Source organism: Martelella sp. FOR1707 (assembly GCF_053484265.1).
In genome coordinates this window covers 695,408-715,447 of the sequence record NZ_JBAKFP010000001.1, presented here as the reverse complement: position 1 = coordinate 715,447, position 20,040 = coordinate 695,408, and the positions used below count along the sequence as shown (strand labels likewise).

Genomic DNA, 20,040 nt, shown 5'->3' with positions numbered 1-20,040 from the left:
TCAGACCTTTTTCCGTAAGACAGCGCCCAGCAGGCCCTGGGGACGCACGAGCAGGACGGCGAGAAGAACGATATATGCGGTAATGTCCTTGATATCCGGGACGTACCAGCTCGCAAGCTGCTCGAGCAGACCGATCACGAGGCCGCCGATCAATGCTCCGCCAACCGATCCGAATCCGCCCAGTATGGCCGCGGCGAATGCCTTCAGACCGATGAAGCCCAGATTGGTATCGATCAGGGTGGCCGGAGCGACAAGGACGCCGGCCAATGCCGCGGTCGCGCCGGAAATGGCCCAGATAACGGAAAACAGGACCTTGACCCGGATGCCCATATAATAGGCCGCCAACTGGTTCTGGGCTGCGGCCTGCATCGCGATGCCGATGCGGGTGGCGCTGAAGAACAGCGAAAGCAGAACGCAAAGCAGGATCGCACCGACAACCATCGCCAGCGTGTTGGCCGGGATGCTGACGCCGGAAAGGGTCAGGGACTGCCCGAAGAAAGGCGTCGGCAGCACCAGGGAATTGGCGCCCCAGATCATTGTGGCGGCCGCGCGAAAGATAAAGCCGAGACCGATCGTCAGCATGACGATGGCAAATTGCGGCTGACCGATAACCCTGCGCAGAATGACGGCATCAATGGTGAAGCCGAGGAAGGCGACGACGACCATGCTCGCGATCAGGCCGGCCCAATATTGCCATCCCCAAAGGCCGATGAACGTATAGGCCACGAACGCGCCGAGCATGAGGAGTTCGCCCTGGGCGAAGTTCACGACTTCGGTCGCCTTGTAGATGAGCGTGAAGCCCAATGCGACAAGCGCGTAGATGCAGCCGACGCCAAGGCCGCTGATGATGATTTGAATGAGGTTATCCAAACCGACCACCCCCGGACCCCGACGCCTGCCGGCGGATCCGCATCTCGAATGTCGAGAGATACCCCTCACCTGGCTCGCAATGGCGATACACTACACCCTCCCCCCGGTTCTTCTGGTTTCCCGTTTGCCGGCTCCGCCGCGCAAATGACGTTCTACTCGCTCCACAATTAAACAAACAAACACCCGTTCTTTTGTCAATGGGTTTTTTGTCGTTCCGCAACTCTACCGTGGTCGGGAGCGCGAGAGAATCCTCCACATCTCCACGGAGAGAGGCGACGGCTCGACCTGGATTGAAATTGCGCGGGCCGGATTGCGGGCTTGCCGGCTTGGGTCCCGCCCAGGCGAAGACCGGAGACAGCCCTCCGCCGCTTCCGGCGGAGCTTCCCAGGGGCGGCGTCGGCAACCTTTGCCCACGCCCTCCTTTCTTTCGCATCCATCGTCAACAGACCGCAGACCGTGGATTGACAAAAGTACGGTTGTTTGTTTTTTTAAAGTCGGAGGACGGAATGATGATGACCCGTTGCGATATCGTTGGCCAAGGCGATCATCCGCTCGCAGACCCAGCGTCGCGGATATGCGGAGAGCCTGGAGCGCTGCCTGATCTCAGCGCGGCACATCCTGGTTTCGTTCCGGCAGATCAAGGATATGGCAGCCCGCACGCCGCCAATCGCGTCCGGGTCTCGCGGACAGATGGCGCGCCGCCGTTTTGCCTCCACAGCAATTTTCCGGGAAGAGCCGAACGGCCCCTCGCACAGCCAATGAAAGAGGATTGAATGAGTATCCAGGTGACATCCACACAGACGCAAGAGCTCTTTCGGGACCTGCCAAAGAAGTTGCTGATTGACGGCGACTGGCGCGATGCCCAGGACGGCGAGCTGCTGGAAACGAGGAACCCCGCGACGGGCGCCGTCATCGGCAGCGTCGCCAGGGGCGGGCCCGGCGACATCGACCTTGCCGTTGAGGCCGCGCGCCGCGCGCTGGCTGGCCCCTGGGCGAGGCTCACCCCGTTTGAGCGCCAGGAGATCCTGCTCCGGCTGGCCGACATCATCGAGAAGAACTACGACCTGATCGCCGCGGTTGACACCGTGGATATGGGCGCGCCGATCACGCGGACGCTCGCCGGCCGCCGCCGCGCCATGCAGCTTCTGCGCTACTATGCCGGTCAGGCCACCACCATCCACGGAGAGACGCTCAGGAGCTCGGTCGCGGGCGACCCCTTCGTCTGCACGTTAAAGGAGCCGATCGGCGTCGTGGGTGCAATCACGCCCTGGAACGCCCCCTTCGGAATGTGCGTCTGGAAGATCGCCCCCGCCCTTGCGGCGGGATGCACCGTCGTCCTGAAGCCGGCGGAGCAGACGCCCCTATCCGCTCTTCTGTTCGGGCAATTCTGCCTCGAAGCGGGCGTGCCGCCGGGCGTCGTCAACGTGGTGACGGGCGAAGGCGATGCCGGCGCGCGACTGGCGGAACACCCGGACGTGGACAAGGTCTCGTTCACCGGCTCGACCTCGACGGGTCAGAAGATCGTTCGCGCGTCTGCCGGCAACATCAAGAAGCTCTCGCTCGAACTGGGCGGAAAATCCGCCCATATCATCATGCGCGATGCCGACCTGGAAAAGGCTGCGGTTGCCGGTGCTGCAGCGGTGTTCAGCAATTCGGGCCAGATCTGCAGCGCCGGAACGCGGCTGTTCGTCCAGTCCGACATCCACGACGCCTTCGTCGATATGGTCAAGGCGGAAACCGAGAAGCTCAAGCTCGGCGACCCCCTGGACCCCGACACGCAACTCGGGCCCCTTGTCGACACCAACCAGATGGAAAGAGTGCTCGGCTACATCGCCAAGGGCAACGCCGAGGGCGCGTCGCTGAGGACGGGCGGCGAGCGTCCGCAGGAACTCGCGCAAGGCAGTTTTGTCGCGCCGACGATCTTCTCCGACGTGACCGACGACATGACGATCGCGCGCGAGGAAATCTTCGGACCCGTCCTGTCGGTCTTCCGCTTCGATAACGTCGATGAAGTCGTGGATCGCGCCAATAGCAGTGAATACGGTCTCGGCGCCGGTCTTTGGACCCAAAACATCGGCACGGCGCACCAGATCGGCCGCGCATTGCGGACCGGAACCGTATGGATCAACAGCTATCAGAGCATGGATCCCGCAGTACCCTTCGGCGGCTACAAGATGAGCGGCTACGGTCGTGAGTCCGGTTCCGCACATATCGAGGAATACCTTCAGACCAAAGCGATGTGGATTGCCTGAACCGACCGCATCGAACAAGAAACCAAAAGGAATAGGCGAATGAAGGTCCTCGTACCTGTCAAGCGTGTGATCGATTACAATGTGAAGGTCCGCGTGAAAGCGGACGGAAGCGGCGTCGAACTGGCCAATGTGAAGATGTCGATGAACCCCTTCGACGAAATCGCCGTCGAGGAGGCGATCCGTCTGAAGGAGGCGGGCAAGGCGGGAGAAATCGTGGCTGTCTCCATCGGGGTCAAGCAGGCGCAGGAAACCCTGCGAACGGCGCTCGCCATGGGCGCCGACCGCGCGATCCTGGTGATCGCGGCCGACGACGCGCACACCGATATCGAGCCGCTGGCCGTTGCCAAGATCCTCGCCAAGATTGTCGAGGAAGAGCAGCCCGGTCTGGTGCTTGCCGGCAAGCAGGCGATCGACAACGATATGAACGCCACCGGCCAGATGCTTTCGGCGCTGATGGGCTGGTCGCAGGCCACCTTCGCCTCCAAGCTGGAGATCGAAGGCGACAGCGCCATCGTGACCCGCGAGGTGGATGGCGGCCTGCAGACCATCAAGGTGAAGATGCCCGCCGTCGTCACCGTCGACCTGCGCCTGAACGAGCCGCGCTACGCATCGCTGCCGAACATCATGAAGGCGAAGAAGAAACCGCTGGACGAGAAGACCGCCGCCGACTACGGCGTCGACGTCTCCCCGCGCCTCGAAATCGTCAAGACCACCGGACCCGCGGCACGCGCCGGCGGCGAGATCGTTCCGGACGTGGATACGCTGGTCGCCAAACTCAAAGAAAAGGGAGTCCTGTAATGGCCGTTCTGCTTCTGGCCGAAGTGACCGACGGCGAACTGTCGCTGGACGCAACCGCCAAGGCCGTGACCGCCGCCCGGAAGCTGGGCGACGTCACCATCCTCTGCGCCGGCGGTTCCGCCGCCAGGGCGAGCGAGGCCGCCGCGACGATCGACGGCGTTGCCAAGGTGCTGGTCGCCGAGGACGCGTCGCTGGATCATCGCCTTGCCGAAGCCACCGCCGCGCTGATCGTCAGCCTTGCCGGCGATTACGAGCACATCGCCGCGCCGGCGACCACCGACGCCAAGAACGTGATGCCGCGCGTGGCCGCGCTGCTTGACGTGATGGTGATCTCCGATGCCTCCGCCGTAGTCGACGGCGCGACCTTCGAGCGTCCGGTCTATGCGGGCAACGCGATCCAGACGGTGAAGTCGTCGGATGCCAAAAAGGTCATCACCTTCCGCACCTCGACCTTCGATGCCGCCGGAACGGGCGGCGCGGCCCCGGTAGAAACGGTGTCCGCGGCCGCAAACCCGGATCTTTCCGAATGGGTCGAGGACAAGGTGGCCGAAAGCGATCGCCCGGACCTTACCTCTGCCGGGATCGTCGTCTCCGGCGGGCGCGGCATCGGCTCGGCGGAAAACTTCAAACTGATCGAACAGCTTGCCGACAGACTGGGGGCCGCCGTCGGCGCCTCGCGCGCTGCGGTCGACGCCGGCTACGCGCCGAACGACTGGCAGGTCGGCCAGACCGGCAAGGTGGTGGCCCCGGCTCTCTATATCGCCTGCGGCCTCTCCGGCGCGATCCAGCACCTCGCCGGCATGAAGGACTCCAAGGTGATCGTCGCGATCAACAAGGACGAGGAAGCGCCGATCTTCCAGATCGCGGATTACGGCCTGGTCGCCGACCTGTTTGTGGCCGTGCCGGAACTGGCGGAAAAGCTGTGAGAGCTCCTTTCGCACTCAACCTCCTCCCTGAGGGCGAAACTGGCGGCGTCGGTCAATCCGACGCCGCCGTATTTTGAGCATGACTTGCGGGAACAAGGTGAATCAGTGATGAAACACGGTCAGGCGCAGGCCGGGGCGCAGCTCCGGTCGATCGATGGAGGCGGCCAATGAGCGGTACGAGCATGTTTTTCACGGAGCCGGAACCGGTCCGGGCGGCAAGCGTCGCGGTCGCCGAAAATGTGCGCCGCATCGTGGCCAACAATCCCAACAAGATGACCTATCACGGCACCAACACCTATCTTCTGGACACAGCGGCGGGCGTCTTCGTCGTCGATCCGGGCCCGGTCGAAGACAGCGCGCATTTCAACGCCGTCGCAGACGGTTTGGGGACGCGGGGGAAGGGAATTCTGATCACCCATCATCATTCCGACCATTTCGGCTCCGCGCCGGCGCTGCGCGAACGGACCGGCCTGCCCGTCTATGTCTCAAGCGCATTTCCCGATGACGCCTTCGAAGCGGATGTGCGCCTGGAGGATGGAGACGCCATTGCCGGTGTGACGGTGCTGCACACGCCGGGTCATGCCAGCGACCATCTCTGCTTTGCAACGCCGGATGGCGTCCTGTTTTCGGGGGACCATGTGATGACCTGGAACAGCTCGATCGTCAGCCCGCCCGACGGCAACATGCGCGACTATTGCGACCAACTGCAACGCCTGCTCGACCGGGACGACAAGACCTATCTGCCGGGCCACGGGCCGGTGCTTCACGAGCCCCGACCCTACGTCGAACGGCTGCTCGCAAACCGGATGCGACGAGAAGAGCAGATCCTCGCCCATATCGCGTCAAAGCCCGATTCCGTCCGGAATATCGCCGCCGTCGTCTACCGCAAAACCGATCCGCACATCGCCATGGCCGCGGAAAGAAACGTCATCGCCCATCTGGAAAAGCTCCAGTCCGAAAATCGGGCGACCCGTTCCGGAAGCCTTTGGAGCATCTCCTCCTGACATCGGACTGATGACCGGATTTCCGTCATGTCAAACGCCCTCAGCGCGTCCCGGTGTTGCGCAGCTTTTCCTCCGCACCCGCGATAATGAGGTCGATGCTGAAGGCAAGCTGTTCGGCGCTGTAGGTGTCGATATTGCGTGCGGCGATCCGCTCGAGATTGGGAAAGGAGCGATCCGTCTGCGCGCCTAGGGCGGACTTCAAAAGTTGGCTGCGCGTGTGGTCAGCTTCCTTGTGCGCCTGGTCCAGGTCGCGCGCATGGCCGAGGCACAGCGTCGACAACACCGTCATCAGGCGGATTGCCTCTTCGTCGGTGAAGCCGCCCTCCTCCAGATGCCTGAACATGACTTCGACAGGCTCCAGCGGAAGGCTTTTCATCAGGTCGCCGAACCAGAGATAATCCACCAGCTCGGCGAGGCCTGTCGCGCAGTCAGCCAGGTCGCGCGCGTAGATCCTGCACGCCTCTTGCCAGTTCGCAGCTTCTCTCACCCTGGTCTGCATCAGGCGTTCGGAGAATGCGTGGCGCGCGAGAAGCTCGAACAGCGACTGGCGGTCCTTGACGTGATAGTGCAGCGCCTTTCGGTCCACCTTCAGCAAATCGGCGAGCGATTGCATGGAAAGCGCCTCCAGGGGAAGCGTTTTGGCCGCGGCGATGATCTGGTCCACATCAAGACCGGCCCTTTTTCCCGGTCGCCGTTTCCGGCGCGCGCCCGCCTGCTTGTCCTTTCCTGCCGCTGTCATGCCCGTCCTGCCCGTCCGCTTTCCGGTTCCGTGATGGCTCTTATCACGCAGGCTTTTCAATATCGCAAGGGCGGCGAGCGCCTGTGAAAGATTCATATTGACAAATCTCAAGCGCGAGGAGTAATTATATTCCCGGCCGGGAATAATAGGAGGAAACTATGACGACCAGCGATCATTCGACAGTGACAAACCCCAACATCGTCGTGAGCCGTGAACGGCTGCGCGGCAGCGCGAAGCGCTGGCGGCGTCACGGCATTCCAACGGTCGCGAAGAAGGCGGAAGAACCGGCGGCCCGGGGCGTTTTCGGCCCCGGCTCGGTTGCCTGGGACGTGCTGCTTCATCCCGCCGTGATCGTCTTTCAGTCGCCGGCGCAGTTCATCCTGCAGCTGACCTACAAGCCGGTCGTGGCCGGCGTTCGCGACTGGGACCCGATCTCGAAGAAGGCGCATCGCGGTGAACTGACTCTGTTCGACGTCTTCGACCGCGGCCAGAGAAACTCCGGCATCCACGCGCCGATGTGGCTGGGCGATAGGGATACCGCCACGCGCGTCGCCCAGCACCTTGTGCGGGTTCACGAGAAGGTCGCGGGAGACGTCATCGATGTCGGCCAGCCGGAGCTCGGCGGCTATCAGGCCAACTCGCCGCGGGATTCCATGTGGGCGGGCCTGACCGAGATGCACTCGATGCTCTGGGTTTACGAACGCCTCGGCTTCAAGGGGCTCAGGCGCACCGGACGGCTCGCTCCGGAACTCCGGGACCGCTACATCGCCGAGGTCAGCGAGTACTGCAAACTGTTTCCGCATGACGAGGCGGAGCTGCCGAAATCGATGGCAGACCTGAAAAAGCTTTATCAGAAATACGACGATCTGTTCGGCGTCACCAAGACGCTGGCGACCATTCCGGCCACGGGCGAAAACTTCCACACGCTGTGGATGGAGTCGATCAAGAGGAATTATCATCCCTCGCAGAGGAAGGTGAAGTTCCAGCTGTTTTTCCAGGAAGGCCTGTTCAAGATGCTTGCAATGGCCGCCGTCTCCGGCAAGACGCGCAAGAACAGCGGCCTGACCCCGCGCCAGGAAAAGAAGGTTCTGGCCGCAAGGGTGGCGCTTCTTCCGCTGGCCTGGCTGGTGCAGCAACCGCCGATCGAGCGCTATTTCCTGCGCATGATGTGGGGCCCCGACGCCGTGGAACTCGTCACCGCCGCCCGCAGGCTCCATGCGGAAGCCAAACGGAGCTGAGCATCGCCGGCCGGCTCGACAAACAGCTTGCGCCTGACCTGGTGCCGGAACAAGGATGTGAACCGGGCATCAATTCACAGGTCTTGAAGGGATATGAACCTGCGACCCCTCAATTACCGTAACTGTATGATATATTCTACAGTCATCCCAGCGCAACCCACCTCACTTTAGGGCATCCAGGAGTGCTTTGCCAACAGGATCCCGTCCCACAAAACCTGGGTTGGTGATGCCGAAGACGAGTTAGGTCGATTTAGAGACATTTGGCCAGCGCAGGAGATCGGGAATGAGCTTCGCTCTCCTTGATAATAGTTGATAAATTGCCTATGTTGTCGTTGTTCCAATACGATGGAGGACCGCGTGATTAGCGCCGATCTGGGAAAGCAGCTTGAGAGCTATATTCAGCAACTCGTGGAGACAGGCCGCTACGGCTCGAAAAGCGAAGTGCTGCGTGAAGGCGTGCGACTGGTCCAGGACCGCGAGACCCGGCTCGCCGCGCTGGATGCTTCCATTATGCGCGGTATCGCCGACGCGGACGCCGGTCGGACCAAGCCGGCGAGCGATGTCTTCAACCGTCTCGACGCGAAATACAGTGCAATGGCTGATAATGCCGAAAAATCGGCATGATCCTTGAGTTTTCCCGAGAGGCCGAAAACGATCTTGAGCAGATCGTCGATTATATTGCTGAGCGAAACCCAAGACGCGCCCTTTCATTCCTCCAGGAACTGCGGAGCAGCTGTGAGGATATTGTCGTTAACCCCAACGCCTTCGCTCTCGTCCCGCGCTATGAACGTCATCAAATCCGTCGACGCGTTCACGGCAACTACCTGATCTTCTACCGCGTTGAGAGTGCAAAGGTGGTCATCATTCATATTCTGCATGGTGCCACCGACTACGGCGCCATCCTCTTCGGCAAATGAGGTCAGCACCACTTTCAAGGCATTCGTGGAAACGGGCGCGCAGACTTGGCGACGGGATTGCGTGTTTTGGCTATTGCCAGAAAACTTGCGACCAGCCGCCAGACCATCATGCGGGCGCGCGACGAACGTTCACGATCCGTTCGGGATTAGCGCAGGAGTTTTGACTGCTCTTGTCCTGACCCCAGGTAGCGAACCGTTGGCACTCTTGCGATGCCGTCCTGTGTGGTCGGCGCATATTCTGCGAGCAGTCCGATGGCAGTGTCTTGGCTCGCTATGGACGAGGCACTCAACGGCTGGAAACAATCGTCCTCCGTCTCGGCCTGGCACTCGGCGCCAGACCGGGAGTCCCCGTTGCCAATCGCCTTGCTATGCCGGTGATAAGAGCCGAAGGCCACTTATCTTTCCTGATCAATTTCCCCAGCCACTTCGCCGTCTTGCGGGACCGATGCGAGGTCACACAGGGACCGCCATTGCTCGGCATATGCGGCCATTCCGGCACCCGGTGTTCCCGGAGTACCCCCAGGCGCGCGCGCCGGCATGCTGTCGCCGGCGGCCAACATCGCCGCGCCGATACTGGTGCCGGTTCCGGCCACGGCGCTGACCGGCCTGCCGGTGGCCGCGGCCAGCATATCGAGATAGACCTGATTGGCGGCGAACGGACCTTCCACGAAAACCGGCCCATCGGCGCCCGCCATGGCAAGCCCTGTCGCCGTCATCAGCGCGAGATAGAAGGATACGGCCACAAAACGCGCGCCGGAGCCAAGGGATGTTTCGTCAACCGTCCAGCTCTGCCATCTGTTCTGGAACGGCCCCGAGCGCATCTCGACCGCCGGCAACAGCATCGCGTCGCGATCCAGTACGGCTTCGATATCGCCTGGATCATATTCGCGGGGGTGGCCCGACATCACGCGATCGAATTCGCGGCCGCCCATGAACCGGGCCGAGGGCACCGGTTCGCCCCGCGCGTTCACGTTGATCAGCGTGTCGCGACCGGGATCGAGCGCGACCCTTGCGCCGCCCAGCGCCATGCCGATTACCCATGTCCCGGTTGAAACGATCGAAAACGGGACGGGCCGTATTGCCAGATGGGCGTAGAGCGACGCGTTGGAATCGTGGATGCCGCAGTAGACCGGCGTGCCGGCGGCGATGCCGGTTGATGCAGCAATATCCGGAAGGACCGGCCCCAGGCAATCCGCTGCCTTCGCCACAGGCGCCATCAGATCACCGAGGCCTGCCGTCTCCACCAAGGAGGAGAACGCCTTTTTATCCGGACACCAGAGATCGGTGTGGCAGCCGAGCGATGTCACCTCGTTTACGGCTTCTCCGCAAAGCCGGAATGCCCAGTATTGCGGATAGGTGACGATGGTCTTGGCGCGCTGCCGGATTTCGGGAAACGTTTCGAATTGCCAGAACAGTTGCGCGCCGAGATTGAGGCCCATCGGCAGGCGCGGCGAGCCGGTCTCGGCAAAATCCGGGCGGATCGCGTCATAGGCCGATTGCAGCGTATCCGGGCCATCATGCTCATAGTCCAGAATGGGGGCGGCAAGCGTTCCGTCATCGGCGAGCAGCGCCGCCGCCGCCCCGTGGGTGGTGACGGTAATGGCATCGATGGGGTGCAGGGCCTGTAGCGCGGTGAGCGATGCGAGGACGAACTGCCACAGGCCCTCGGTGTCGTAATGCGGATAGGGCGGGCCGGCGAGCACGGTATTCGGCCGCGTGCGCACCGCGATTTCCGAAAGGCGTTCAAGATCGACCAGCGCCACCTTGGCATTGGTCTTGCCGATGTCGATGACGGCGACATGTCTGGGCGCGCTCATGCCGTCAATCCATGTGGAAGACCGGCGTCAGGTCGACCGACAGCGGTTCGTTTTTGTCATCGGTCGCCATGATGTCCGCCATGTGCGCCCACCATTTCTGCATCACCGGATGGTCGGGAAGCGCCGCCATGCCGTGGTCCGGGCGACGGCGGAGGACGGCGAACAGCGTGTTGGTTTCCTCATCGAGAAAGATCGAATAATCGCTGACGCCGGCCTCATGCAGAAGATCGACAAGTTCCGGCCAGATTTCATCATGGCGGCGTCTGTATTCCGCCGCCATGCCCGGATTGAGCGTCATCTTGAACGCGTGCTGTTCCTTTCCGCTCATATCCTTTTCTTCCGGATCTTGCGATAGACGATCGGAAGCGCAATGACGAAGATCAGCAGCGCGCCGATGAAGATCGACATGACGATGCCGGGAATGTTCAAGAGCCCGAGGCCGAAGGTCGCAAGGCCCATGATGAATGCGGCGATGACGACGCCCTGGATCGTGCCCGAGCCGCCGAGGATCGAAACGCCGCCCAGAACCACCATGGTCACCACTTCCAGCTCCCAGCCGAGCGCGATCGAGGGGCGCGTGGAGGCAAGCCGCGAGGTCAAAAGCACCGAGGCGACGCCGGACATCAGGCCGGTGAGGCAGAACAGCAGGAATTTCACCCGCTCGACCCTGACGCCGGAAAAGCGCGCGGCCACGGCATTGTTGCCGATCACGAAGACATGACGCCCGAAATTGGTCTTGTGCAGCAGCACATAAAAGAGCGCCGCCAGGACGAGGAATAGCACGAATTCGAACGAGACCACCCACCAGACATAGCCCTGGCCGAAGAAGTCGAAGCTTGCCGGATAGCCTTTGAAGGCCTGATCGCCGAGCACGATATAGGAAATGCCGCGGAAGAAGCTCATCGTGCCGATGGTCACGACGATCGATGGCAGACCGAGGCCGGTGACGAGGAAGCCGTTGAACGCGCCGCAGGCAAGCCCCGTTGCAAGAGCGATCGCCACAAGCCCCGGCGTGCCGACCCCGAACTGCAGGGCAAACCCCATGACGGTGGAGGCGAGCGCGATGATCGAGGCAACCGACAGGTCGATTTCACCGGATATGATCAGCAGCGCCATGGCAAGCGCGATGATCGCCTTTTCGGTGAAATTGAAGGTAGCGTCCGACAGCGACCACGGCGACAGGAAATAGGGCGAGGCAAGCGAATTGGCGATGAACAGCGCCACGGCCACCACCAGAAGCAGGCTCGGCCAGGAAAGGACCGCGCTGCGCAGCGGGCTTTCCAGACGGTCGGGAATGAAGCGGGTTTCCTGGGAAAGATCGCTCATGACGCAGCCTCCGCTTCACGCAGGATCAGACGATTGCCGCGCTTTTCGCCGCGGGCATTGATGGCGACGGCGAGGATGATCGCGGCTCCCGAGATCGCCATCTGCCAGAAGGGCGAGATATTGATCACCGGAAGCGCGACATTGATGACGCCGAGAAAGAGCGCGCCGAGGATCGCGCCGGCAACGGTCCCGACGCCGCCGGCGATCGAGATGCCGCCGATCACGCAGGCCGCGACGATGGTAAGTTCATAGCCCTTGGCAACCTCGACCGAGCCGATGACGTAGCGCGAGACCCAGAGATAGCCGCAAAAGCCGGAAAGCGCGCCCGAAATCAGGAAGGCGGCGAACTTGGTGCGGCCGACATCGATCCCGGCATAGACGGAGGCCGTCGGATTGACGCCGATGGCATAGATCGCGCGGCCGAGCGATGTGCGGGTCATCAGCACGAGAAAGCCGATCGCGACGACGATCGCGTACCAGGACAGGAGCGGCAGGCCAAGGAATTCGATGCGGGTATATTGCACGAAGTCCCGGCTCATGGCGTCGGCATTGACCCACTGGCCGCCGGCAATCAGGAAGATCAGGCCACGATAGATGGTGAGCGTCCCGAGCGTTACGACAATCGCCGGGATGCCGAGCAGCCAGACCAGCAATCCGTTGAAGGCGCCGAGGACAAGGCCGCAGACAACGGCGAGCAGCATCAGCGCCGGGATCGGCACGCCGGGAAAGGCGGCGTTGATGAGCGCCACGATCATGCCGGTGAGCGCGAGGTTCGAGGCCATGGAGAGATCGATCGAGCGGGTCAGGATCACCGCCATCTGGCCGAGCGCCAGGATGATCAGCATGGCGGTATCGTTGAAGATGTTGGCGAGATTGCCCGGCGAGGCAAAGCCGGGCGCGCGCATACTGGTTGCCAGCACCATTGCGGCAACGATGATCGCCAGCCAGAATTCGCGGGTGCGGATGAGCGTCTTCATGCGGCCTTCTCCCCGATGCCCGCGGCGGCGCGCACCAGCACTTCGGCAGCGAAGCCATTGTTGTTTTCGACGATCGTGGCGATGCGGCCCTCGCGCATGACGATGATGCGGTCGCTCATGCCCATCACCTCGGGCAGTTCGGATGAGACCATGATGACGGCGAGACCGTTGGCCGCAAGCTCGCTCATGAAGGCATGCACGGCGGCCTTGGAACCGATGTCGATCCCCTTGGTCGGTTCATCGAGAATGATCACGCGCGGTTTGGTCGCGAGCCATTTGGCGATCACCACCTTCTGCTGATTGCCACCCGAAAGCGTTCCGGCATGCTGGCTGAGGGAGGCGGCGCGCAGATCGAGCCGGCCCGCATATTCCCGCGCCAGCGCGAATTCTTCCGCAAGCTTCAGGAAGCCGTTGCGCGATGTGCGCGTGAGCGATGGCAGCGATATGTTCTGGAAAATCGGCAGATCGACCACGACGCCCTGCTTGCCGCGCTCTTCCGGAACATAGACGATACCCTGCGCGATCGCATCCGCCGGCGAGCGGATCACGGCGATATCGTCTTCGATCCTGACCGCGCCCTTGGACGGCTTGGTAATGCCGATCAGGGCCTGCATCAGTTCGCTGCGGCCCGCGCCGACAAGACCGTAGAAGCCGAGAATTTCGCCCCGGCGCAGGGAAAAGCCGATATCGGCGAATTCGGTCGGGTGGCTGTAGCCGGATACGGTCAGCACCGGCTCGCCGAGCGCGACCTCCTGCTTGGGAAACACCTGCTCGACGGAGCGGCCGACCATCATGCGCACGATCTCGTCCTGGCTGGTATCCGCCAGACGTCCGCTGCCGACCAGTTCGCCATCGCGAAACACGCTGTAGCGATCGGCAATGCGGTAGATCTCGTCGAACTTGTGGCTGATGAAGAGGATTGCCTTGCCGTTCTTCTTCAACAGCTCGATCAGGGTGAAAAGATCCTCGATCTCCTTGTAGGAGAGCGCGGCGGTCGGCTCGTCCATGATCACGATATCGGCATCGATCGAGAGCGCGCGGGCGACCGCGACGAGATGCTTGTTGGCAATGCTCAGATCCGTCAGCCGCGCGCCGGCGTTGATATGGCCGGCGCCGATTTCCGAAAGCAGCGCTTTCGAGCGCGCGCGCATCGTCTGCCAGTCCACGGTCTTGAAGCGGGTCTTCGGGGCGTGGCCAAGGAAGATATTCTCGGCGACAGTCAATTCGTCGAAAAGCACGGTTTCCTGATGAATGGCGGTGATGCCGCGCTGGAAGGCCTCGTGCGGCGAGGACAGATGAACCGGCTCGCCGTCGATGGCGATCTCGCCTTCATCGGGTTGGTAGATGCCGGTCATGGTCTTGACGAGCGTCGACTTGCCGGCGCCGTTTTCGCCAATCAACGCGGTCACTTCCCCCGGATAAAGCTCCAGCGCCACCTGGCTGAGCGCACGCACGCCCGGAAATGTCTTGGTGATGCCCGTAAGCGTCATGCAAGGCGCGGCAGAGGCCTGCGCGGGTGCGTTTTCTTGTGCGGGCATGGTCATGAACGCTGCACTTCGTCGGTTTGGTTGGAATGGCTGGCCGGAGAGATACGGGCCCTGTCCGGCGCAAACGCCGGCGGCATTGCCGCCGGCATTCGGTCCCGCGAGAGATCAATAGATCTTCGAGAACTCTTCGATATTGGACTTGTCGAAGGTGAACGGAGCCGCCATCGGCGCCGAATTGGTGTCGTCCAGCGTGATCTCGCCAACCTTGCCGATCGAGAACGTCGCGCCGGGCTCGGCTTCCTTGCCCTCGATCAGTTCATGGCTGAGATAGACGGCGGAATAGCCGAGATCGATCGGGTTCCAGAGCGCCACGGCCTGCGAAGCGCCATTGTCGATGAACTGCTTGAACTCCGAAGGCAGGGCAAGACCGGTCACGTTGACCTTGCCGATCAGGTCCTCGTCGGTGACGACCTGGGCCGCGGCCACGACACCGACCGTGGTCGGGGCTATGATCGCCTTGAGGTCCGGATAGGTCGAGATCAGGCCCTTGGCCTCATTGGTGCTCTTGACCGAGTCATCATCGCCGTAGACGGTCGCGACGAGGTTGATATTCGGGAATTTCTCCGGAAGCACCTCCTTGGCGGCATCGATCCAGGCATTCTGGTTGGTCGCCGTCGACGACGCCGACAGGATCGCGACATCGCCGCCCTCGGGCAGGTAGTCCGCCGCAAGCTTGATGATGGTTTCTCCGATCAGATCGGTGTCGGACGGGTTAAGATGCATCATGCGACCCTCAGGGGCCACGCCCGAATCCCAGGAGATCACCTTGATGCCGCGGCTCATCGCCTTCTTCAGAGCCGGCACGAGAGCGTCGGGATCGTTGGCGGAAATGGCGATCGCATCGACATTCTGCGCGATCAGCGAGTTGACGATTTCGATCTGGCCCTCGGCCGTCGCCGATGTCGGGCCGGTGTAGATCACCTCGATATCGCCGATTTCCTTGGCCGCTTCCTCGGCGCCCTTGGCGGCGGCATCAAAGAAGCCGTTTCCGAGCGACTTGACCACGAGCGCAATGCGCTCCTCGGCCATGGCGGGGGCGGCGAGCATGGTCGCGGCGAGCGCCGTGGTCATCACCAGTGTCTTCAGTATCTTCATTTTCAGTTCCTCCTCCCAAAAAAGGCACCGTCCTCCGGTCGCCTCATGCGACCGAAGCGGACTGCTCGCTTGCAGTTTTTTCCGCAATCACGAGGTTTACGCCTGCATCCTCCAGCATCTGGCGGTCCTCGTTGCGTATTGCATTGTCGGTAATCAGCGTCGTGATCCGGCCGAGCGGGCACAGGATCAGGCTCGAGTGCTTCTTGAATTTCGATGAATCGGCCAGCACCACCAGTTCGTCGGCCTGGTCGATCAGCTTCTGCTCGGCCTGGATCAGCAGCGGATCCGCCTCCATCAGGCCGAGATGGCCGAGCCCTTGGGCGCCCATGAACATGCGCCTGGCGTAGAAATTGCGCGTCACGTCGTTTTCGAACGGGCTCAGGATGATATTCTGCTCGCGATAGATCACGCCGCCCGACAGCATGATCGTGTTCTTTGAATGCTTCAGCAGGTGCTCGGCAATCGGAAAGGAATTGGTGAACACCTGGCAGCGCCTCGAGGCGAGCGGATGCACCATCTGGAAGGTCGTCGTGCCGCCATTGATGATGATCGGATCGCCATCCTGGCAGAGCTCGACCGCCTTCGCCGCGATCGCGCGCTTTTGACTGATATTGATCGTTTCGTTGACGCTGAAGGGACGCCCGGCCAGGCCGACGAATTGCGGCGGGTTGACGGATTCAGCGCCGCCGCGCACGCGCCTGAGCTTCTTCTGCACGTGAAGGGACGCGATGTCGCGCCTTATCGTCGCCTCCGAGGACGACGTCAGTTCCACCATCTCCTGCACGGTGACGACAGGTTTTTCCTGCACCGCTGACAAGATGATTCTGTGGCGTTCTTTCTCGTGCATTTGCGTCCTCCCGGTTATCAGACTTCCATCGAAACAGAGCATTGTCAATTAGTTTCAGTCAAAAATGATCACACAAAGGTCGTATATGACTATTTTTGATCGTTAATGATTGACATTCGCTGCTTCTGGCGCAAGTTTACAGGAAATTTCAAAACAAGCGCCGATTGGGAGGAGCGCCATGCTGAACACACAGCTCGGATACCTGTGGGACAAGGACCGCGCGGCGGGCATGAGCGAGCCTGAGCTGCTGCTCTATCGTTCCAACCTGCTCGGCTCCGACAAGCGGGTCACCAATTACGGCGGCGGCAACACCTCCGCGAAGGTGATGCAGAAGGACCCGCTGACCGGCGATGAGGTCGAGGTTCTCTGGGTCAAGGGCTCGGGCGGCGATGTCGGCACGATCAGAATGGACGGGTTCGCCACCCTCTACATGGACAAGCTCAACGCGCTGAAGGGGCTTTATCGCGGCGTCGCGTTTGAAGACGAGATGGTCGGCTACCTGCCGCATTGCACCTTCAACCTCAATCCGCGCGCCGCCTCCATTGATACGCCGCTCCACGCCTATGTGCCGAAGAAGCATGTCGACCACATGCATCCCGATGCAATCATCGCGATTGCCGCCTCCGGAAACAGCGAGGAGCTGACGGCCCGGATCTTCGGCGACGAGATCGGCTGGCTGCCGTGGAAACGGCCGGGTTTCGAACTGGGACTGTGGCTTGAAAAATTCTGCCGAGAACACCCGGATGCGCGCGGCGTCGTGCTTGAAAGCCACGGCCTGTTCACCTGGGCCGACGAGGCGGAGGAATGCTACAACACCACGATCGAGATCATCAATCGCGCCAATGCCTGGTTCGAGCAGGAGACCGCCGGCAAGCCTGTCTTCGGCGGCGAGAAGCACAAACCGCTTGCCGCCGACGAGCGCCGCAAGGTGGCCGCGGCGCTGATGCCGGTGATCCGCGGCATGGTATCGAAACAGGCCCACATGGTCGGCCATTTCGACGACCAGGATGCGGTGCTGCAATTCGTCTGCGCAAACGACATGGAAAGGCTTGCCGCGCTCGGCACCAGTTGCCCGGATCATTTCCTGCGCACCAAGATTCGCCCGCTGGTGGTCGATTTCGATCCGGCAAGGCCTGACATCGCTGCAACCGTTTCATCCCTTGCAGACAGCGTGGAAGCGTATCGCAAGGACTACGCCGCCTATTACGAACGTTGCAAACACGACGACAGCCCGCCGATGCGCGATCCCAATGCGGTGGTCTATCTTGTCCCGGGCGTGGGCATGATCACCTTTGCGAAGGACAAGGCGACGGCGCGGATTTCGGCCGAATTCTATACCAATGCCATCAATGTCATGCGCGGCGCTTCCGGCGTTTCGACCTATTGCGGCCTGCCGGAGCAGGAAGCCTTCGACATCGAATACTGGCTGCTGGAGGAGGCGAAGCTCCAGCGCATGCCGAAACCGAAGAGCCTTGCCGGACGCGTGGCGATCGTCACCGGCGGCGCGGGCGGGATCGGTTCGGCGACGGCCGAACGCCTGCTGTCGGAAGGCGCCTGCGTGGTGCTCGCCGATATCGACAAGGATGCGCTTTCAGGGGTCTCGGACAATCTTGCCGGACGCTATTCCAGCGACGTTGTGCGCACGGTGCTCATGAACGTCACCGAGGAAGCGGGTGTGGATGCGGCCTATGCCGACATGGCGGTCGAATTCGGCGGCGTCGACATCGTCGTCTCCAATGCCGGCATCGCATCTTCGGCGCCGGTGGATGAGACGTCGCTTGATCTCTGGAACCACAACATGTCGATCCTGACGACCGGCTATTTCCTGGTCGCGCGCGCGGCTTTCAAGATGCTGAAGGCGCAGGACAACGCCGGCTCGATCATCTTCATCGCCTCCAAGAACGGGCTTGCCGCCTCGCCGGGGGCGGCGGCCTATTGCACGGCCAAGGCTTCGGAAATCCACCTTGCCCGCTGCCTTGCGCTGGAAGGCGCGCCGCATGGCATCCGCGTCAACGTGGTGAACCCCGACGCGGTGTTGCGCGGCTCGAAGATCTGGTCCGGCGAATGGCTCGACCAGCGCGCCTCCACCTATGGCACCGACAAGGAGGGGCTTGAGGAAATGTACCGCCAGCGATCCCTGCTGAAGCGGTCCGTGCTGCCGGAAGACATTGCCGAGGCGATCTATTTCTTCGCATCCGAAGCCTCGTCGAAATCGACCGGCAATATCATCAATGTCGATGCCGGCAACGTTCAGGCATTTACACGCTGACAAAGAACACGCGTTGGCTTGGCGGTGGGGAGCTGCCGGCCGATGCCGGGAGGAAAGTGCATGATTGAACAATCCGTCATCGCGGGCGTCAACGAAAAGGCCGAGGCCCGTCTTCGTCGAGACTATGGGGCGCTGGGCGCCCAGCTTTCAGACCGCGGCATCGATATCAATGCCGTCAAGGCGAAGGTCTCGGACTTCGGCGTGGCCGTGCCCTCATGGGGCGTGGGCACCGGCGGGACGCGTTTTGCCCGGTTTCCGGGCAAGGGCGAGCCGCGCAACATCTTCGACAAAATGGACGACTGCGCCGTTATCCATACGCTCACCGGCGCGACGCCGACCGTCTCGCTTCATATCCCCTGGGACAAGGCCAATCCGGCGGACCTGAAGGCAAAGGCGGAGGAAACCGGGCTCGGCTTCGACGCCATGAACTCCAACACCTTTCAGGATGCGGAGGGACAGGACCATTCCTACAAGTTCGGCTCGCTTTCCCACACCGATGCGGCAACGCGCAGGCAAGCCATCGACCACAATATCGAATGTATCGAGATCGGTCGCGCGATCGGCTCGAAGGCGCTGACGGTCTGGATCGGCGACGGCTCGAACTTTCCCGGCCAGGTCAATTTCACCCGCCAGTTCGAGCGCTATCTCGAGGCGATGAAAACGGTCTACAAGGCGCTGCCGGATGACTGGCGCGTGTTCACCGAACACAAGATGTACGAGCCGGCCTTCTATTCGACCGTCGTTCAGGACTGGGGCACCAACTTCCTGATCGCTCAGGAGCTTGGGCCAAAAGCCTTCTGCCTCGTCGATCTCGGCCACCATGCGCCCAACGTCAATATCGAGATGATCGTCGCCCGGCTCATCCAGTTCGGCAAGCTCGGCGGCTTCCACTTCAACGATTCCAAATATGGCGACGACGACCTCGACGCCGGCTCGATCGATCCCTATCGCCTGTTTCTGGTGTTCAACGAGCTGGTGGACGCGGAAGGCAGCAAGGGCTTCAACCCCGCCCATATGCTCGACCAGTCGCACAACGTCACCGATCCGATCGAAAGCCTGATGATTTCGGCGATGGAAGTGCAGCGCGCCTATGCGCAGGCGCTGCTGGTCAATCGCGCCGCCCTCGCCGGCTATCAGGACGAAAACGACGCGCTGATGGCGACCTCGACTCTGAAACAGGCCTTCCGCACCGATGTCGACCCGATCCTGGCGATGGCGCGGTTGGAGAAGGCAGCGGCCGCGGACCCTTTCGCAGCCTATCGTGCTTCCGGTTACCGTGCGAAAGTGGCAGCCGAACGCCCCGAAGTATCCGGCGCCGGCGGCGGCCTCGTGTAGGCGGCCGGTTCGCAATAGGCCGGGTCATGAACACGGCCTATTGCGCGAACGAGCGGCCTTTGCGCATTTCCAGAGCTGTTCAA

At 61.9% G+C, this 20,040-nt stretch carries 19 protein-coding genes; 10 read left to right on the top strand and 9 right to left on the bottom strand.

All coding sequences use genetic code 11. The features are described 5' to 3' along the window. A complete protein-coding gene (locus V6765_RS03180; RefSeq protein ID WP_448426394.1) occupies positions 1-879 on the bottom strand; it encodes a branched-chain amino acid ABC transporter permease in 879 nt (292 codons plus the stop codon). 522 nt (positions 880-1,401) lie between these two features. Here V6765_RS03180 and V6765_RS03175 point away from each other — a divergent pair. The 5 genes from V6765_RS03175 to V6765_RS03155 all read left to right on the top strand — a co-directional run bounded on the left by V6765_RS03175 (position 1,402) and on the right by V6765_RS03155 (position 5,850). After that, on the top strand, positions 1,402-1,632 hold the full coding sequence (locus V6765_RS03175; RefSeq protein ID WP_448426392.1) for a hypothetical protein: 231 nt from the start codon (positions 1,402-1,404) through the stop codon (positions 1,630-1,632). Positions 1,633-1,643: 11 nt separating this feature from the next. Continuing rightward, positions 1,644-3,122, top strand: coding sequence for an aldehyde dehydrogenase family protein (locus V6765_RS03170; RefSeq protein WP_448426390.1), 1,479 nt, complete (start codon positions 1,644-1,646; stop codon positions 3,120-3,122). A 39-nt stretch (positions 3,123-3,161) separates the two neighbouring features. After that, positions 3,162-3,920, top strand: a complete 759-nt coding sequence (locus V6765_RS03165; RefSeq protein ID WP_448426389.1) for an electron transfer flavoprotein subunit beta/FixA family protein — start codon at positions 3,162-3,164, stop codon at positions 3,918-3,920. Further along, positions 3,920-4,846: an electron transfer flavoprotein subunit alpha/FixB family protein gene (locus V6765_RS03160; RefSeq protein ID WP_448426387.1), complete on the top strand. Its 927-nt coding sequence runs from the start codon at positions 3,920-3,922 to the stop codon at positions 4,844-4,846. The genes V6765_RS03165 and V6765_RS03160 overlap by 1 nt, the downstream gene beginning before the upstream one ends. Before the next feature lie 167 nt (positions 4,847-5,013). Next, positions 5,014-5,850: an MBL fold metallo-hydrolase gene (locus tag V6765_RS03155; protein ID WP_448426386.1), complete on the top strand. Its 837-nt coding sequence runs from the start codon at positions 5,014-5,016 to the stop codon at positions 5,848-5,850. A gap of 40 nt (positions 5,851-5,890) precedes the next feature. On the opposite strand, the gene V6765_RS03150 is transcribed toward V6765_RS03155, so the two are convergent. Beyond that, positions 5,891-6,514, bottom strand: a complete 624-nt coding sequence (locus tag V6765_RS03150) for a TetR/AcrR family transcriptional regulator C-terminal domain-containing protein (RefSeq protein WP_448426384.1) — start codon at positions 6,512-6,514, stop codon at positions 5,891-5,893. 233 nt (positions 6,515-6,747) lie between these two features. On the opposite strand from V6765_RS03150, the gene V6765_RS03145 reads away from it, so the two are divergent. The 3 genes from V6765_RS03145 to V6765_RS03135 all read left to right on the top strand — a co-directional run bounded on the left by V6765_RS03145 (position 6,748) and on the right by V6765_RS03135 (position 8,744). Continuing rightward, positions 6,748-7,827, top strand: a complete 1,080-nt coding sequence (locus V6765_RS03145; protein ID WP_448426382.1) for an oxygenase MpaB family protein — start codon at positions 6,748-6,750, stop codon at positions 7,825-7,827. A gap of 357 nt (positions 7,828-8,184) precedes the next feature. Next, positions 8,185-8,451, top strand: coding sequence for a type II toxin-antitoxin system ParD family antitoxin (locus V6765_RS03140; protein ID WP_448426380.1), 267 nt, complete (start codon positions 8,185-8,187; stop codon positions 8,449-8,451). Continuing rightward, positions 8,448-8,744, top strand: coding sequence for a type II toxin-antitoxin system RelE/ParE family toxin (locus V6765_RS03135; protein ID WP_448426379.1), 297 nt, complete (start codon positions 8,448-8,450; stop codon positions 8,742-8,744). The genes V6765_RS03140 and V6765_RS03135 overlap by 4 nt, the downstream gene beginning before the upstream one ends. 395 nt (positions 8,745-9,139) lie before the next feature. Here V6765_RS03135 and V6765_RS03130 read toward each other — a convergent pair whose 3' ends face one another. The 7 genes from V6765_RS03130 to V6765_RS03100 all read right to left on the bottom strand — a co-directional run bounded on the left by V6765_RS03130 (position 9,140) and on the right by V6765_RS03100 (position 16,353). Next, the gene (locus V6765_RS03130) at positions 9,140-10,561 is read right to left on the bottom strand and encodes an FGGY-family carbohydrate kinase (RefSeq protein ID WP_448426378.1); all 1,422 of its coding nucleotides are present in this window, start codon (positions 10,559-10,561) and stop codon (positions 9,140-9,142) included. Between the two features lie 4 nt (positions 10,562-10,565). Then, the gene (rhaM, locus tag V6765_RS03125) at positions 10,566-10,889 is read right to left on the bottom strand and encodes an L-rhamnose mutarotase (protein ID WP_448426376.1); all 324 of its coding nucleotides are present in this window, start codon (positions 10,887-10,889) and stop codon (positions 10,566-10,568) included. Further along, positions 10,886-11,887: an ABC transporter permease gene (locus V6765_RS03120; protein ID WP_448426374.1), complete on the bottom strand. Its 1,002-nt coding sequence runs from the start codon at positions 11,885-11,887 to the stop codon at positions 10,886-10,888. The genes rhaM and V6765_RS03120 overlap by 4 nt, the downstream gene beginning before the upstream one ends. Beyond that, on the bottom strand, positions 11,884-12,864 hold the full coding sequence (locus V6765_RS03115; protein ID WP_448426372.1) for an ABC transporter permease: 981 nt from the start codon (positions 12,862-12,864) through the stop codon (positions 11,884-11,886). Before V6765_RS03115 ends, V6765_RS03120 begins: the two co-directional genes overlap by 4 nt. Next, the gene (locus V6765_RS03110; RefSeq protein ID WP_448426371.1) at positions 12,861-14,408 is read right to left on the bottom strand and encodes a sugar ABC transporter ATP-binding protein; all 1,548 of its coding nucleotides are present in this window, start codon (positions 14,406-14,408) and stop codon (positions 12,861-12,863) included. The genes V6765_RS03115 and V6765_RS03110 overlap by 4 nt, the downstream gene beginning before the upstream one ends. A gap of 108 nt (positions 14,409-14,516) precedes the next feature. Beyond that, a complete protein-coding gene (gene rhaS, locus V6765_RS03105; protein WP_448426370.1) occupies positions 14,517-15,506 on the bottom strand; it encodes a rhamnose ABC transporter substrate-binding protein in 990 nt (329 codons plus the stop codon). Between the two features lie 43 nt (positions 15,507-15,549). Continuing rightward, positions 15,550-16,353, bottom strand: coding sequence for a DeoR/GlpR family DNA-binding transcription regulator (locus V6765_RS03100; RefSeq protein ID WP_448426369.1), 804 nt, complete (start codon positions 16,351-16,353; stop codon positions 15,550-15,552). 178 nt (positions 16,354-16,531) lie between these two features. Here V6765_RS03100 and V6765_RS03095 point away from each other — a divergent pair, with 178 nt between their 5' ends. Together V6765_RS03095 and rhaI are read left to right on the top strand one after the other, a co-directional pair. Then, positions 16,532-18,622, top strand: coding sequence for a bifunctional rhamnulose-1-phosphate aldolase/short-chain dehydrogenase (locus V6765_RS03095; protein ID WP_448426367.1), 2,091 nt, complete (start codon positions 16,532-16,534; stop codon positions 18,620-18,622). A gap of 60 nt (positions 18,623-18,682) precedes the next feature. Further along, complete coding sequence (rhaI, locus tag V6765_RS03090; protein WP_448426365.1) at positions 18,683-19,957, top strand: L-rhamnose catabolism isomerase; 1,275 nt, start codon at positions 18,683-18,685, stop codon at positions 19,955-19,957. Positions 19,958-20,040: the final 83 nt, after the last annotated feature.